This window comes from Planosporangium thailandense (genome assembly GCF_011947195.1).
Lineage (GTDB): Bacteria > Actinomycetota > Actinomycetes > Mycobacteriales > Micromonosporaceae > Planosporangium > Planosporangium thailandense.
This window is the reverse complement of the sequence record NZ_JAATVY010000001.1, coordinates 65,782-80,076: the sequence shown is the minus strand read 5'-3', so window position 1 is coordinate 80,076 and position 14,295 is coordinate 65,782. Positions and strand designations below refer to the sequence as shown.

Sequence of the window (14,295 nt, the reverse complement as noted above, 5' to 3'; positions counted from 1 at the left end):
GTAACCGGCCGGGGCGGGGAGTGACTGCCCAGGAGCGGATGGCGGTCCCTCCTTTCGCCGTCGCTGCATCCCGGCCGGGCCGCTCCCATTGACGGGGGCGCGACGGTTGTGGGGCCGGGCTACAGGTCGTCGTCCCTCCGACCCGGCGGACCGGCCGTCGCGCCCCTCCCCGTCGAGGCCGAGGAGGGCCGTCGGATGTGGGCATGGATGAGACGCCGTCGTAGGCCCCGAACCGGACCGTTTCCTGGCCCGACGCCGGCTCCGGCGCCTGGCCCTCGACGGCCGTCCGGGGCCGAGTGGGAACCCTTCGACCCCACCCGTCACGCGGTCCGGGAGTGCGAAGGCTGATCCCCCGCGAGCACCGTGGCCAAGGTTCTATACGTCACCGCCCTGGCCGGCCCGAACGTGACGGTATCGCCGGCCCTCGCCCGCGTCAGGGCGAGCGGAGCAGTCGTGGTCACCTCACAGGCCGAGGGCGGCCCGCAGGTACGGGAAGTCTTGGGGCCCGTTGTACCGGTAGGCCGACAGGCGGGCGGCGCGGGCGGCGCGCACGTCCCGGTCGTCGTCGTCGACGAACAGGCACCGCTCGGGCGGCGTCTCGATGGCCAGGCACGCCCGCGTGAAGAACTCCGGGGCGGGCTTGTGGATGCCGATCGCCGACGAGTTGACGATCACGTCGAAGTGATCGGTCAGGCCGTACCGGGCGAGCACTGCGTCGAAGTCGTCCATCGCGTTGGCGGCGAGCCCGACCCGGCGGCCGGCGGCGCGCACCTCGTCGACGAACGCGAGCACCTCCGGCACGATCTCGCCGTCGTGGGCGTGCGCCTCGGCGGCCAGCGTACGGGCGGCGTCGAGGCCGCCGACGCGGTCGGCCAGGGCGTGCGCGATCCCGTCGAGCCACTCGGCGCGGGTGACCTCCCCGGCGAGGGCCTGCCGCAGCCGGCCCCACTGGGCGCCGAGGTCGGTGACCGTGCCCGGCGGCAGGCCGTGGCGCTCCTCGACGGCGGCGCTCGCCGACGGGTCCCGCCGGTACACCACCCCGGCAAAGTCGATCAACAACGCGGTCGCCGGCTGCCGGGGACCGCGCATGGTCTGGATCGTCACGCCGCCTCGTCCTGTCGTAGCCGCTGGCTGATCACTTCGGTCACACCGCTGCGCATGGTCACGCCGTACAGCGCGTCGGCGACCTCCATCGTGCGCTTCTGGTGCGTGATGATGATCAGCTGGCTCTTCTCCCGGAGCTGCTCGAACAGCGTGATCAGCCGGCCCAGGTTGACGTCGTCGAGGGCCGCCTCGACCTCGTCCATGATGTAGAACGGGCTGGGGCGGGCCCGGAAGATCGCGCAGAGCATGGCGACCGCCGTGAGCGAGCGCTCACCACCCGACAGCAGCGACAGCCGCTTGATCTTCTTGCCCGGCGGGCGGGCCTCCACCTCGACGCCGGTGGTGAGCATGTCGTCGGGGTCGGTGAGGATCAGGCGGCCCTCACCGCCCGGGAAGAGCACGCTGAAGACCTGCTGGAACTCGCGCGCGGTGTCGTGGAACGCCTCGGTGAAGACCTCGAGGATCCGGTCGTCGACGTCCTTGACGACGGTCAGCAGGTCGCGCCGGCTCTTCTTCAGGTCTTCGAGCTGGTCGGACAGGAACTTGTAGCGCTCCTCCAGCGCGGCGAACTCCTCCAGGGCCAGCGGGTTGACCTTGCCGAGCAGGGCCAGGTCGCGCTCGCCCTTGGCCGCGCGCTTCTCCTGCGTCGCCCGGTCGTAGGGCACCGGCTCCGGCTCGGGCTTGTCCGCGGCTGCCGCGGCGGCGATCTCGGCCTGCGTCGGCGGTACGAGCACGTCCGGCCCGTACTCGGCGACCAGAGTGTCCGGGTCGAGCCCGAACTCCTCGCCCGACCTGGCCTCCAGCTGCTCGATGCGCAGCCGCTGCTCGGCGCGGGCGACCTCGTCGCGGTGCACGGCGCTGGTCAGCCGCTCCAGCTCGGCGCGCAGCTGGCCGGCGTGCTCGCGTACCCCGGTCAGCTCCTCCTCGCGGGTGGCCCTGGTCTCGGCGACGGTGTCGCGGTGTGCGGCCGCCTCCTCCAGCGACCGCGCGATCGCCGCGAGCGCCTGCTCGGCGCCCATCACGACGGAGCGGGCGACGGCGGCGCCACGGGCGCGGGCGGCGCGGCGGGCAGCCGCCTTCTCCCGGGCCGCGCGCTCGGCGGCGGCCTGGCGGGCGAGGGCGTCGGCGCGCCCGGCGATCGCCGCGACCCGCTCCTCCGCGGTCCGCACGGCCAGCCGTACGTCCATTTCGCGCTGGCGCGCCTGCGGCACGGCGACCGCCAGCTCGTCGCGCTCCGCGGTGGACGGGTCGTCGTCTACGGGCGTGTCCTCGGCGAGTCGCAGCCGCTCCTCGAGCTCATCGAGCTTCATGAGGGCCTCTTCGCGGGCGGCCTCGGCCTTGGCCTTGCCGGCGGCCAACCGGTCGGCCTCGGCCCGGGCCGACTTGGCCGCGGCGCCGAGCTCGGCGAGCTTGCGCGCGGCGAGGTTGCGCTCGCTCTCGGCCTGACGCTTCGCCGCGGCGGCGGCGTCCACGCGCTCCTTGGCCTCGGCGACCACCTCGCGGGCGCTCTCCAGCTCACCGCTCAGCTGGATGACCCGCGACTCGGCGTCGACCTTCTTCTGCCGGGCCTCCTCGACGGCCGCCTGCACCTCGATGAAGCTGGGCGCCTTGGCCGATCCGCCGGCCGCGGCGTACGCGCCGACCACGTCACCGTCGGGCGTGACGGCGCGCAGGGCCGGGGCGTACCCGACGATCCGCTTCGCGGTCTCGGTGTCGGGGGCGAAGACCACGTTGTTGAGCGCCCGTTTCAGCGCCGGGAGCAGCTGTTCGGGCGCCTCCACCAGGTCGAGCGCGAAGTGCGCGCCGGACGGCAGTGGCGGGCGCTCGGTACGCAGCCCGTCCTGGTCGGTGTCGGCGGAGGCGACCAGCAGGGCGGCCCGGCCGGCGTCCTCGGTCTTGAGGGTCTCGACCGCGGCGACCGCGCCGTCGACGCTCTCGACGACGACGGCGTCGGCGAGCGCGCCCAGCGCGGCGGCCAGCGCCGCCTCGTGCCCCGCTTCGACCGACAGCAACGCGGCGACGCTGCCCAGCAGGCCGGGCACCCGATCGGCGCGGGCCAGCAGGGCGCCGGCGCCGTCCTTGCGGCGCAGGCCCATGGCGAGCGCTTCCTCGCGGGCCTTCCACTGGGTGGCCTCGCGCTCGGCCGCCCGCTCGGCGTCGCTGAGCTGCTTGACCGTCGCGGCCGCCGCCTCGTGGATACGGACCGCTTCGCTGTGGCGCAGCTCAAACTCGGCGTCGTCGCGGTCGGCCTCGGTGGCGCCGGCTGCCTGTGCGTCGTAGGCCTCCTGGGCGGTGTCCGCGCGGGCCTGCGCCTCGGCCAGGCCGGCGGCGAGCCGGGCGATCTCGTCGCCGGCGGCGATCGTGCGGCTGCGGGCCGACTCGACCTGGCCGGCGAGCTTGGCGAGGCCTTCACGCCGGTCGGCGATCGCCTTGTGCGCGGCGACGAGGGCCTTCTCCGCCTCGGCCAGGCGCCGTTCGAGGTGCTGACGGTCCTCGACCGCCTCGGCCAGCCGGTCCTGCGCGCTCTCCAGCGCCGCCCGCAGCTGGGCCTCCTGCTCGCGGACCCGCTGCGACTCGGTTTCGAGCTGCTGCGGGTCACGCCCGGTCCGCTCGTCCTCGGTGTTCGACGACAGGTTGCGCAGCCGCTCGCTGGCGATCTGGTGGATGGAGCGGAACCGCTCCTGGAACGCCGACAGCCGGTACCAGGTCTCCTGCGCCCGGGCGAGCACGGGGGCGTCGGCGGCGTGGGCCGCTTCGAGGGCGGCCAGCCGCTGCCCGACCGAGGTCGCCTCCCGCTCGATCTGCTCACGCCGCTCGCGCAGCGCCGTCTCGTCGGCGATCTCCTTGTTCAGGGTGTCCCGCAGGGTCGACAGGTCGTCGGCGAGCAGCCGTAGCCGGGCGTCGCGGAGGTCGGCCTGGATGGTGGCGGCGCGGCGGGCCACCTCCGCCTGCTTGCCCAGCGGCTTGAGCTGGCGGCGCAGCTCGGTGGTGAGGTCGGACAGGCGGTTGAGGTTGGTTGCCATCGCCTCGAGCTTGCGCAGCGCCTTTTCCTTGCGCTTGCGGTGCTTGAGCACGCCCGCCGCCTCTTCGATGAACGCGCGGCGGTCCTCCGGCTTGGCGTGCAGCATGCTGTCCAGGCGCCCCTGGCCCACGATGATGTGCATCTCGCGGCCGATGCCGGAGTCCGACAGCAGCTCCTGGATGTCGAGCAACCGGCAGTGGTTGCCGTTGATCTCGTACTCGCTCTCACCGGAGCGGAACATCCGGCGGGTGATCGACACCTCGGTGTAGTCGATCGGGAGGGCGCCGTCGGTGTTGTCGATCGTGAGCGTCACCTCGGCGCGGCCGAGCGGCGCGCGGCCTGAGGTGCCGGCGAAGATGACGTCTTCCATCTTGCCGCCGCGGAGGGCTTTGGCGCCCTGTTCACCGAGGACCCAGGCGATGGCGTCGACGACGTTCGACTTACCCGAGCCGTTCGGGCCGACCACGCAGGTGATCCCCGGCTCGAGCCTCATCGTCGTGGTGGAGGCGAAGGATTTGAAGCCCTTCACCGTCAGGGTCTTGAGGTGCACGGGTCTCCGGTCGGTGGCGAACTGGCGGTTATCCCGCGAGGGTACCGTGCCGTCGGCGCCCGCTCGGGCAGCGGCACAGCGTCAGATGCGGTCGCGTCGCACGCGCGTCACGCCGGTATTGGCGGATCCGGGCGGAACGGCCCCGAACACGGCTGCGCGCCGACCGCCTCCGGGGGGCGTCGGCGCGCTCTGTGTCGCGGTGCCGATTCGGGCTTCGGCACTGGCCCGCGCGGCGGGGGAGGTTCGTCCCGCTCGATCAGGCCATCGCCGGTTCGGGCAGACGCAGCAGGTCGTCGTCGGAAACCGCGGCGCTGAGCCGGTCGTTTTCCGCTCGCAGTCTCGCTACCTCGAACTCAAGTGCCCGTACCTTGGCACGCAGTTGAGTGACCTCGTCGAGCAGACGCCGGTCAGGCGCGCTGCCAACGTGGCCGAAGAGGGCCTTCGCCATATCGTCTCCTTGTGATGCGCAGCGTAATGCGCAGCCATCGGCCGGCCAAAGCGTGCGCCCAGTTGGTTTCGCGGCCACTGCACCAAGGCAGGTTTGGGCGCGACTGGTGACACCTCTATAGTCCGTCGCCGAGGCACCCTCGTCAAGCTCGGCCTCAACCAGCGCAAACACGCACATCGGCGAGGCGTGGAGCAGCGGTCGCCATGGTAACTCAGATCATGGACCAACGCATCCCCACTTGTCAATAGCGACACAACACCCACGGTTCGAAGACCGTCAGCACATCCATCGGCACTCGTCGTATCGATGCTGACCGCACAGTTGTCACCGGCCTTGGCGCGCGCGTACGGTCGGCCGCACCGGATCCCCGAAGCCCGGAGGCGACACGTGTCAAGGAAGCGTGGCCCCGCGCCAGATGAAACGGCTCACCCGTATCCGTCGGACCCGTGGGCGGACACCGCACCGCTGATGGACGAGCCGGATCCGAGGTTTCCGGCTCCCCGGCCCCGCCCCCGGTATCGCAGTCCCGGCCCGTATGCGAGCACCCGCCCCTACGGCGCCGGCCCCTACCACGGCCCTTATGACGAAGATCTCACCGACGCGTACGACGGGGAGCCCGTGGACGCCCCGGGCACCGGACGGCGGATGCGACCGCTGGCGGTGGCCGGCACGGTCAGCGCGATCCTGATCTCCATCGGCCTGGTGGTCGTCCTGCTGACCTCCGTGTTCCCCGGTCGGTCGACGCCGACCGCCGCACCCAACCTGCCCGGCCTCCTCGAGCAGCCTCCGGCCGCCACGCTCGCCCCCCAGCCCACCCCCGAGGTGCCGACCCCCACCGACACCCCCGCCGCCGGGTCGGGCCCGTCGGCGGACGCCACGGGTGACGGCGCAGCCACGGGCGACGGTGCCGTGACAGGCAACGCCGCCGTGGAGAACGCGGTCGTCGCCCTCGTCAACAGCGTGCGGCGACAGGTCCGCTGCGACCCGGTGGACAACGACCCGCGGCTGCGTCGCGCCGCCCGGCTGCACAGTGCCGACATGGCCGCCGGCGGCTTCCTCAGCCACACCGGCAGCGACGGCAGCTCGGCCGACGACCGGATGAAGGCCGCGGGCTTCGACGCTCCGCTGTCGGAGAATCTGGCGCGCGGGTTCGGTTCGGCGCGCGAGGTCGTGCAGGGCTGGCTCGGCAGCCGCGAGCAGCGCCGGAACATCCTCGACTGCGACGCCCGCGCCATCGGCGTCGGCGTGGCCGTGGGCCCCGACGGCAGGCCCTACTGGACCCAGGATTTCGGTCAATAAACCCCGGAACTTACGCAAAGCACGACACCCGACGCGACGCGCGGTCGTTGTGTCCGTCGTGACGACGCTGCTCCGCCTGGAGGCGCACCCGCTGACCGCTCGGCACGTCTGGGATGCCGTGACCGAGTACGGCGCCGCGCACCCGGACACGCTCACGGTCGTCGTCAGCGTCGCCGGTGGGCCGGGCAACGGCCGCGACCCGTCCTACACCGCCGCCACGGCCCGACTGCGGGCCGCCGGCGTACGCCTGCTCGGCTACGTCGACCTGGGCTTCGCCACCCGTCCGGTCTCCCGGATCCTCGCCGACGTCGACCGGTGGGCCGGCTACCCCGTACACGGGGTGTTTCTCGACCGGGCCCCCGCCAGCCCCTTCTCCATCGGCCCGGCGGCGGTGGCCATCGGCGCGGCGCGCCGCGCCGACCTGCGCGACACCGTGCTCAACCCCGGGATGCCGCCGGACCCCAGCTACCGGGCCCTCGGCGCGGAGATCTGCGTCTTCGACGGCCCGTGGGAGCGGTACGCGCGCTGGGACGGCGCGGGCGCCGAGCCCGGCGACGGGCATCTGGTCCACTCCGTACCGCCAGGCGAACTGGACAACGCGTGGCTGTTGCAGGCCACCCGCAGCGCCGGCTTCGGCATGGTCACCGACCACGCGCCGCCCCGGGCGTACACGGACCTGCCGGCCTGGCTGGCGGCGGTGACCCCGCTGCCGGTCTAGGGATGTGCCCGCCGCGGCCGGGGCTGGCAGCGCGGGCACGAGTACGACGAACGGTTCATGAACGGCTCCCGGCGCACCGGGGAGCCGCAGCGCGGGCAGGGCAGCCCGCCGCGGCCGTACACGGCCAGCGACCGGTCGAAGTACCCGCTCTCGCCGTTGACGTTGACGTACAACGCGTCGAAGCTCGTGCCGCCCTGTCCGATCGCCTCGTTGAGCACGTCGCGTACGTGCGCCAGCAGCGTGCGGGCCTGCGGCCGGCTGAGCGTCTCGGTCGGGCGCGCCCAGTGCAGCCCGGCCCGCCACAGCGCCTCGTCGGCGTAGATGTTGCCCACACCCGAGATCAACGTCTGGTCTAGCAGCGCCCGCTTCACCCCGGTCCGCTTGCGCCGCAGCGCGTCGACGAACTCCTCGTCCACAAAGGATGGGTCAACCGGGTCGAGCGCGATGTGGGAGATCTCCGGCGGCAGCTCCGCGCCGCCCGGCGACAGCCACACCCCGCCGAACGTACGCTGATCGACGAAGCGCAGCTCAGCGCCGTCGTCGTCGAACCGGAACCGGACCCGCAGGTGGACCTCGTCGCCGGCCCCCACCGGCTGCAGCAGCAGCTGGCCCGACATGCCGAGGTGGCCGACGATCGCGGCGCCGTCATCGAGGGGCAGCCACAGGTACTTGCCGCGGCGGCACACCCCGGTGACCGTCCGGTCGGCCAGCGCCGCGGCGAAGTCGTCCGGCCCGGCCACGTGTCGACGCACCGCACGCGGGTGGAGCACCTCCGCGCTCTTGACCCGGCGACCGGTGACCCACCGGTCCAGACCGCGCCGAACGGTCTCGACCTCGGGCAGCTCAGGCACGGTCCCCTCCCTAGATGGCGAAACGCCAGACAGTGATCATGTAAGCGCCGTACCACAGACCGAACAGTCCATAGCCGGCCAGGACGAGGGCCGCGGTGCGGGTACGGGCCCGGCCCAGGGCCAGCGCCGGTGGCACGAGGACGACCAGCGCGGGTACCAGCAGCCGGGGCTTGGAGTGGTAGAAGCCGCTCTGGCCGACCACGAGCGCGAGCACGATCAGCCCGTACACCAGCAGGGGTGGCCAGATCCGGCGGGTGACCGCGACGACGGCCAGGACCACGGCGGCGATCAGCAGCAGCGCGACGCTGACCTGGACCCAGCCGTCGCCGGACCGCAGCGCGTCCAGGACGAACTTCCCCGCGCCGAGTCCGAAGTCGAACGTCGTGCCCCACCCGGCCGTCTGGATGTCGAACCAGGCGTGCCAGTTGCCCGCCCGCTGGCCAACCCACGCCAGGTACGCGGGCACGCCGAGCAGCGCGGCGCCGGCCGCCCCGACCGTCCCCCAGCGACCGGGCCGGCGCTCCCGCAGTTCGCTCGCCGCCGCGACGGCGAGCGCGACCGCGACCGCCGCCCCGGTCGGCCGGGTCAGCGCCGCGCCCAGCCCGAGCAGCGCCGCGCCCGGCCAGGACCGTCGATGGACGGCCAGGAGCGCGCCGGCGACGAACGCGACGAACAGGCTCTCCGAGTACCCCATCGACAGCACGACCGACATCGGCTGCGCGAAGAACAGCACGGTCAGGATCGTCGCCACCCGGGTGCCGTACAGCCGCCGGCCGAGGGCGAACAGGAGGATCGACGCCGCGGCGGCCGCGATCCACGACACCACCAGCGCGGCCAACCCGAAGTCGAGACGGGTGAGGTCGTGGACGTACCGGACCAGCAGCGGGTAGCCCGGGAAGAACGCGAGACCGCCGTCGGCGTCGGGGTTCACCGGCCCGGTCAGCGGGCCGCGCGGATACCCGTCACGGGCGACCCGGACGAACCAGCCGGAGTCCCAGGACAGCAGCCGGGAGCGCACGGTCGCGCCGGCCGGCAGCAGCCACGCGATGAGGGCGAGCTGGAGCAGCCGGGTGCCGGCGAAGATGCCCAACGGGATCGCGAGCCAGGACCATCGGCCCGGGCCCGGCGCGGTGGGTCGGGAGCCGGCCGCCGTCCCGCTCTCGACCTGGGCACGGTCGATCGCCATGGGTCACACGGCCGGGTTCGGATCCGACGGCGGACGGGTACCGGCCTGCCGCGCCGTCGGCCGGGGCTTGACCGCCCCGCCCTTCGCCGCGCGCCCCGCTTCCGCCGCGCTGCCCGGCTCGGCGGCGTCCTGCGCCACCGCGGTGGCGGTGGCGCGCTCGGCCCGGGCCGACAGCTCGAGCCAGGCCGCCTCGGCGGCCCGCTGCTCGGCCTCCTTCTTGCTGCGGCCCTCGGCGCCGCCGTACCGCTCGCCGGCCACCACGGCCCACGCCGTGAACGTCTTCGCGTGGTCGGGTCCGGACTCGTCGATGCGGTACTCGGGCACACCCAGGCCCAGCCCCGCGGTCAGCTCCTGCAGGCTGGTCTTCCAGTCGAGGGCCGCGCCCCGACCGGCGGCGTCGGCCATCAGCGGATCGAACAGCCGGTGGATGACCTCGGTGGCGGTCTCCAGCCCGTGCTCGAGGTAGATGGCCCCGAGGAGCGCCTCGAGGGTGTCGGCAAGGATGCTGGCCTTGTTACGGCCGCCGGTTGTCTCCTCGCCCTTGCCCAGCAGCAGGTACGGCCCGATCCCCTCCGGGCCGAGCCCTCGTGCCACGTCAGCCAGCGCACGCATGTTCACCACACTCGCACGAAGCTTGGCCAACTGCCCCTCGGGCAGGTCCGGATGGTTGTGGAACAGCGCGGTCGTGATGACAACCCCCAGCACCGAGTCGCCGAGGAACTCCAGGCGCTCGTTGGTGGGCAGGCCGCCGTTCTCGTACGCGTAGGACCGGTGGGTCAGCGCCCGGCGCAGAAGTTCGGGGTCGAACGTCACCCCGAACGCGGCCTCCAGGTGGGCAACGGGAGGACGGCTCCTCACCTGCTCACTGCTCATGTCGTCACCTCACCCAAGGTTGCGGCCGTGGCCGACGAGACGGACCGGGCGACCCGGTCGGCCGCGCCCGTGCGATGCAGCCGGGCGGCCAGCGCGATGCCGGAGGCGACGTCGGCGCCGGTGGCACGCCCGTGGCAGACCACGACCGTACCCGGTACGCCCAGCAGCGCGGCCGCCCGTGCCACGGTCGGCGGCGGCGCGCCGCCGGCGAGCGCGTACGCCCCTTCGACGCCCTTGAGCAGGACGTTGCCGGTGAAGCCGTCGGTCACCACGACGTCGGCCGGGCCTCCCAGCGGCACGTCGTACCCCTCCACCAGGCCGACGTACACCGCGTCGCCGGACAGCGCGTCCGGCGCCGCGAGCAGGTCGGCCGCGGCCCGCCTGGCCCGGTCGCCCCGATCGGGCTCCGTACCGGTGGACAGCAGGCCGACACGCGGGGCGGCGATGCCGTACAGAGCCTGGGCGTACGCGACGCCGAGCGCCGCGTGCTGCGCCAGCACCTTCGCGTGCGCTTCGGTGGTGGCGCCGACGTCGAGCAGCACGACAGGCCCGGACACTCCGGGCAGGGTCGCCGCCAGCGCCGGCCGGCGGATGCCGCGCAGCCGGCCCAGGGCGTGTACGGCCGCGGTGACGGCTGCGCCGCTGTGCCCGGCGGAGACGACGGCGTCCACGCGCCCGTCGGCGAGCGCGCCGGTCGCGGCCCGTACCGAGGTGTCGGCGCGGACGGCGCGCATCGGCGGGTCGGCCATGCCGACGACGCCGTCGACGGGATGGACGGCCACGCGGTCACGGTCGGCGTCCGGAAGCATGGCGATGATCTCCTCGGCGACCGCGTGCGGTCCGACGAGGAGAAGGTGAAGCTGGGCGTCGGCGCTGCAAGCGCGCAGAGCGCCGTCAACCACGACGGCGGGAGCGTGGTCCCCGCCGAGGAGGTCGACGGCGATCCGGGCGACGCCGGCTGCGGGAGCCGGGCGTCGGGGCCCCTCGATCGGGGCCGCCGACGGACTCTGAGCCGGCTGGAAGTGCAGCTGCCTCTCGGATCGTGTCAACCCGACGGCCGTTGGTCAGACCTCGATGACCTGGCGGCCGTTGTACGTCCCGCACACCGTGCAGGCCGCGTGCGGCAGCTTCGGGGAACGGCACTGCGGGCACGCCACGGTCACCACCGGCGTGGTCTTCCACTGCGCCCGGCGCGAGCGGGTGTTGCTGCGCGACATCTTCCGCTTGGGAACGGCCACGGGTCTTACTCCTCGGTCTTCGTCGTCAGTTCTCTGAGAGCCACCCAGCGGGCGTCGATCTGCTCGTGACGGTGATCGTCCGGCAGCTCGTCCCACCGCACCCCGCATTCGGGGCACAGCCCTGGGCAGTCCTCGCGGCACAGCGGATTGGTCGGCAGTGCGAGCACCACCGCGTCCCGCAGCGCCGGCTCCAGGTCGATCAGGTCGCCCTGCAGCCGACCCACCTCGTCTTCGTCTGTCGTCTCGTCCGTGGTGCTGTTCTCATAGGCGAACAGCTCCTGGATGTCGACGGTCAGCGTGTCGCTGATCGGGCCCAGGCACCGTCCGCACTCCCCCTCCACCCGGCCGGTGACCGTGCCGGAGACGAGGACGCCTTCGGAAACGGACTCCAGCCGCAGGCTGAGAGTGAGGTCGGATCGGGCTGTTATCCCGATCAACTCCAGACCGAGGCCGTCGGGCGCGGGCACCGTCCGCTCGACCATACGCATAGCCCCCGGACGGCGCGGCAGGTCCTTGGTGTCAAGGACTAGCGGCGACCGAGGGTTGAGTTGGTTCGCTGTCTGATGCTGCATCGTAGGCTCCGGCCAAGGAGAGGCCGTCGGGCAAGGTTACCCGAACGGCCGGGCGGGCGTCGAATCGGGTACGCACGCTGCGACTCTAGAACGGCAGCGGACGTTCGTCCTCCTCGACCTGGAAAGAGCCGATTTCGCGCAGTGCGTGCATCTTGTCGCGCCCGCGCTCGATGGCAGCCAGCGAGCGGGTGAGCAGTTGTTCGAAGTTGGCCAACGCGGTGTCGACATAGTCGTCCACCTCCTCGCGCAGCCGCTGCCCTTCGGCCCGCGCCTCGCCGACGATTCGGCCCGCCTCATGCTCGGCCGAGACCACGATCTCGTTGATGGAGACCAACCGGGCGTGCTCGGCCTCCCCTTCGGCGATGATCCGTTCCGCCTCGCGCTGGCCCGCCTCTATGATCTTGTCCCGCTCCTCCAGCAGGGCGCCGGCCCGGCGCAGCTCCGCCGGCAACTCGACGCGTAGCTGCTCGAGCAGGCCGATCACCTCGCCCCGGTCGACGATGCAGTTGCGCGACATGGGTACCGACCGCGCGGCCTCGAGCAGCGCGATGATCTCGTCGATGCGGTCGAGCGGATCCACCTAGGTCACTCCTGTCAGCGATCGACCACCAGGATCGATGCGGTCGCACACCATAATGCCGTCCGCACGCCCACCGCGCGCGTCAGGCATGCCGCCGTCCGGATCGGCCCGGCTGACCGACCGGCTGGTCGACGGTCACCCGATACGCCCGGTTTCATGCACCGCGTTACCAAGGTCGGTCGGCCACGCCGCAACAGTGTGCCGGGTCGGTCCTCGTATAAGCCCCCAATTCCGGCAAAATACCCCCGTTTCGGGGGCCCGGCCCGCCCTAGTCGGACTTCTTGCCCAGGCGCTCGTACAGCCGGTCGGCGATCAGTTCGGGCACGTGCTGCCGCACGTCTCCGCCCCACTTCGCCACGTCCTTGATGAGACTCGACGACAGGAACGAGTACTGCGGGTTGGTCGCCATGAACAGGGTTTCGACACCCGCGAGGCCGAGGTTCATCTGGGCCATCTGCAGTTCGTAGTCGAAGTCGCTGACCGCGCGCAGGCCCTTGAGCACGATGGGGATGTCGTTCGCCTTGCAGAAATCTACCAGAAGGCCCTGAAATGCTTCGATCCGGACATTCGGGTATCCTGCGGTGACCGCGCGCAGCATCTCCAGCCGCTCATCGATCGTGAAAAGGCCCGCCTTCGACGGGTTGACGAGCACGGCGACGACAACCTCGTCGTAGATTCGCGCCGCGCGGCCGATGATGTCGAGGTGACCGTTGGTGGCCGGATCGAAGGATCCCGGGCAGACCACACGTCTCATGATCGACGACCGTACCAAAGCATGGTTTCGCCGTAACGGCGACTGCGCAGACCAGTGATGCCCTCCACCCATCGCACGGGCGCATCCCTGCTCGACCGCTCCACCACGACCACCGCGTCCTCCGCCAGCCAGCCCCGCTCCACGAGCGCGGTCAGCATCGCATCGATCGCCTCGCCCGGCACGGCGTACGGCGGATCAGCGAAGATCACGTCGAAGGGCTCGTCGGGCGGCTCGGCCAGGATCTGTTCGACCTTCGCCGCGGCCACCCGAACGACCTCGCGCATCCCCAGCGCCGCGACGTTGTCCCGGGCCACCCGGGCGGCGCGCGCATCGGCCTCGACCAGCAGGACGTGCGCAGCGCCGCGGGAGGCCGCCTCCAGGCCGACGGCGCCGGAGCCCGCATACAGGTCGGCCACCCGGGCCCCGGACAGCTCCACCAGGGTGTCGAGGGCGCTGAACAGCGCCTCCCGTACCCGGTCGGAGGTGGGCCGGGTGCCGCGCCCGGGCGGCGCGTTCAGCCGCCGACCGCCGAGAACGCCGGCGACGATTCGGCTCACCGGGCCGGCCCGATCCGGCGCCGGCCCCACATCGTCGGGGGTGCGCCCTGCCCGGTCCGACACCCACCCACGGGGCCGGACGCAACGCGGAGGTGCGGGATGCGCATGCCGGTGACGGTACTCCGGGCCGCTCCCCGCGAACCCGCTGGTGTCGGCAGCCATGCAAGCGGGTCCGCTGGCACACAGGGCCGCGCCACAAAGGCCGACGGCAGAAGCGGGCCGCCCAGGCGATTACTCACCGATATCGCATCGCCACATTCCAATGCGTGAAGTAGGTCACTTCATCACTCGGCACCATCCCGCTTCGGACTCGATTTGGTCTCGGCCGCGTGAACGAACGACGTCCCCGAGGGGCGGGAGAGCACTCCGCCGACGCCCCTCCACCGCAGTTTGTCCACAATAGATTGACGGTCGGGCAAATCCGACCAAGGTCACTCATCAGATAAAAGACGTTCGATGAATAGGTACAGAGCTGACATCTCGCCCGGCCAACCGCGATCGGATCAGGAGTGATCGCGACGCCGGCCCTTACTCATCGATTGA

At 72.3% G+C, this 14,295-nt stretch carries 14 protein-coding genes; 2 read left to right on the top strand and 12 right to left on the bottom strand.

Going from position 1 to position 14,295, the window contains the following annotated elements:
• Positions 1 to 462 precede the first annotated feature (462 nt).
• The 3 genes from HC031_RS00355 to HC031_RS00345 all read right to left on the bottom strand — a co-directional run bounded on the left by HC031_RS00355 (position 463) and on the right by HC031_RS00345 (position 5,124).
• Positions 463 to 1,104: an HAD family hydrolase gene (locus tag HC031_RS00355; RefSeq protein WP_420813575.1), complete on the bottom strand. Its 642-nt coding sequence runs from the start codon at positions 1,102 to 1,104 to the stop codon at positions 463 to 465.
• A complete protein-coding gene (smc, locus tag HC031_RS00350; RefSeq protein ID WP_167923086.1) occupies positions 1,101 to 4,676 on the bottom strand; it encodes a chromosome segregation protein SMC in 3,576 nt (1,191 codons plus the stop codon). The genes HC031_RS00355 and smc overlap by 4 nt, the downstream gene beginning before the upstream one ends.
• Before the next feature lie 256 nt (positions 4,677 to 4,932).
• Positions 4,933 to 5,124 (bottom strand): hypothetical protein, encoded by a 192-nt coding sequence (locus tag HC031_RS00345; protein WP_167923085.1) that lies wholly within the window; start codon positions 5,122 to 5,124, stop codon positions 4,933 to 4,935.
• A 468-nt stretch (positions 5,125 to 5,592) separates the two neighbouring features.
• Between HC031_RS00345 and HC031_RS00340 the strand changes: the two genes are divergently transcribed.
• Together HC031_RS00340 and HC031_RS00335 are read left to right on the top strand one after the other, a co-directional pair.
• Complete coding sequence (locus HC031_RS00340) at positions 5,593 to 6,423, top strand: CAP domain-containing protein (protein WP_167923084.1); 831 nt, start codon at positions 5,593 to 5,595, stop codon at positions 6,421 to 6,423.
• 58 nt (positions 6,424 to 6,481) lie between these two features.
• Positions 6,482 to 7,141, top strand: a complete 660-nt coding sequence (locus tag HC031_RS00335; protein WP_167923083.1) for a spherulation-specific family 4 protein — start codon at positions 6,482 to 6,484, stop codon at positions 7,139 to 7,141.
• On the opposite strand, the gene mutM is transcribed toward HC031_RS00335, so the two are convergent.
• From mutM to rsmD, 9 genes are all read right to left on the bottom strand, one after another.
• Entirely contained in the window at positions 7,138 to 7,992 is an 855-nt protein-coding gene (gene mutM / locus HC031_RS00330) for a bifunctional DNA-formamidopyrimidine glycosylase/DNA-(apurinic or apyrimidinic site) lyase (RefSeq protein WP_167923082.1), read from the bottom strand. The two genes, HC031_RS00335 and mutM, sit on opposite strands and share 4 nt — an antisense overlap.
• A 10-nt stretch (positions 7,993 to 8,002) precedes the next feature.
• Complete coding sequence (locus HC031_RS00325; RefSeq protein WP_167923081.1) at positions 8,003 to 9,178, bottom strand: mannosyltransferase family protein; 1,176 nt, start codon at positions 9,176 to 9,178, stop codon at positions 8,003 to 8,005.
• Positions 9,179 to 9,181: 3 nt separating this feature from the next.
• A complete protein-coding gene (gene rnc, locus HC031_RS00320) occupies positions 9,182 to 10,051 on the bottom strand; it encodes a ribonuclease III (RefSeq protein WP_167923080.1) in 870 nt (289 codons plus the stop codon).
• A complete protein-coding gene (locus tag HC031_RS00315) occupies positions 10,048 to 11,040 on the bottom strand; it encodes a phosphate acyltransferase PlsX (RefSeq protein ID WP_167923505.1) in 993 nt (330 codons plus the stop codon). The genes rnc and HC031_RS00315 overlap by 4 nt, the downstream gene beginning before the upstream one ends.
• Positions 11,041 to 11,115: 75 nt before the next feature.
• Positions 11,116 to 11,289, bottom strand: coding sequence for a 50S ribosomal protein L32 (gene rpmF / locus HC031_RS32760; RefSeq protein WP_167923079.1), 174 nt, complete (start codon positions 11,287 to 11,289; stop codon positions 11,116 to 11,118).
• Between the two features lie 5 nt (positions 11,290 to 11,294).
• Positions 11,295 to 11,861, bottom strand: coding sequence for a YceD family protein (locus HC031_RS00305; RefSeq protein WP_167923078.1), 567 nt, complete (start codon positions 11,859 to 11,861; stop codon positions 11,295 to 11,297).
• Between the two features lie 85 nt (positions 11,862 to 11,946).
• Entirely contained in the window at positions 11,947 to 12,441 is a 495-nt protein-coding gene (locus HC031_RS00300) for a hypothetical protein (RefSeq protein ID WP_167923077.1), read from the bottom strand.
• Positions 12,442 to 12,709: 268 nt separating this feature from the next.
• Entirely contained in the window at positions 12,710 to 13,195 is a 486-nt protein-coding gene (coaD, locus tag HC031_RS00295; RefSeq protein ID WP_167923076.1) for a pantetheine-phosphate adenylyltransferase, read from the bottom strand.
• The gene (rsmD, locus tag HC031_RS00290; RefSeq protein ID WP_167923075.1) at positions 13,192 to 13,752 is read right to left on the bottom strand and encodes a 16S rRNA (guanine(966)-N(2))-methyltransferase RsmD; all 561 of its coding nucleotides are present in this window, start codon (positions 13,750 to 13,752) and stop codon (positions 13,192 to 13,194) included. Before rsmD ends, coaD begins: the two co-directional genes overlap by 4 nt.
• Positions 13,753 to 14,295: the final 543 nt, after the last annotated feature.

What these genes read in the sequence shown, in the direction of transcription:
- HC031_RS00345 (WP_167923085.1), bottom strand. Translation starts at nt 5,124, where the DNA reads ATGGCGAAGGCCCTCTTCGGCCACGTTGGCAGCGCGCCTGACCGGCGT.
- HC031_RS00340 (WP_167923084.1), top strand. Translation starts at nt 5,593, where the DNA reads ATGGACGAGCCGGATCCGAGGTTTCCGGCTCCCCGGCCCCGCCCCCGG.
- HC031_RS00325 (WP_167923081.1), bottom strand. Translation starts at nt 9,178, where the DNA reads ATGGCGATCGACCGTGCCCAGGTCGAGAGCGGGACGGCGGCCGGCTCC.
- rnc (WP_167923080.1), bottom strand. Translation starts at nt 10,051, where the DNA reads ATGAGCAGTGAGCAGGTGAGGAGCCGTCCTCCCGTTGCCCACCTGGAG.
- HC031_RS00305 (WP_167923078.1), bottom strand. Translation starts at nt 11,861, where the DNA reads ATGCAGCATCAGACAGCGAACCAACTCAACCCTCGGTCGCCGCTAGTC.
- coaD (WP_167923076.1), bottom strand. Translation starts at nt 13,195, where the DNA reads ATGAGACGTGTGGTCTGCCCGGGATCCTTCGATCCGGCCACCAACGGT.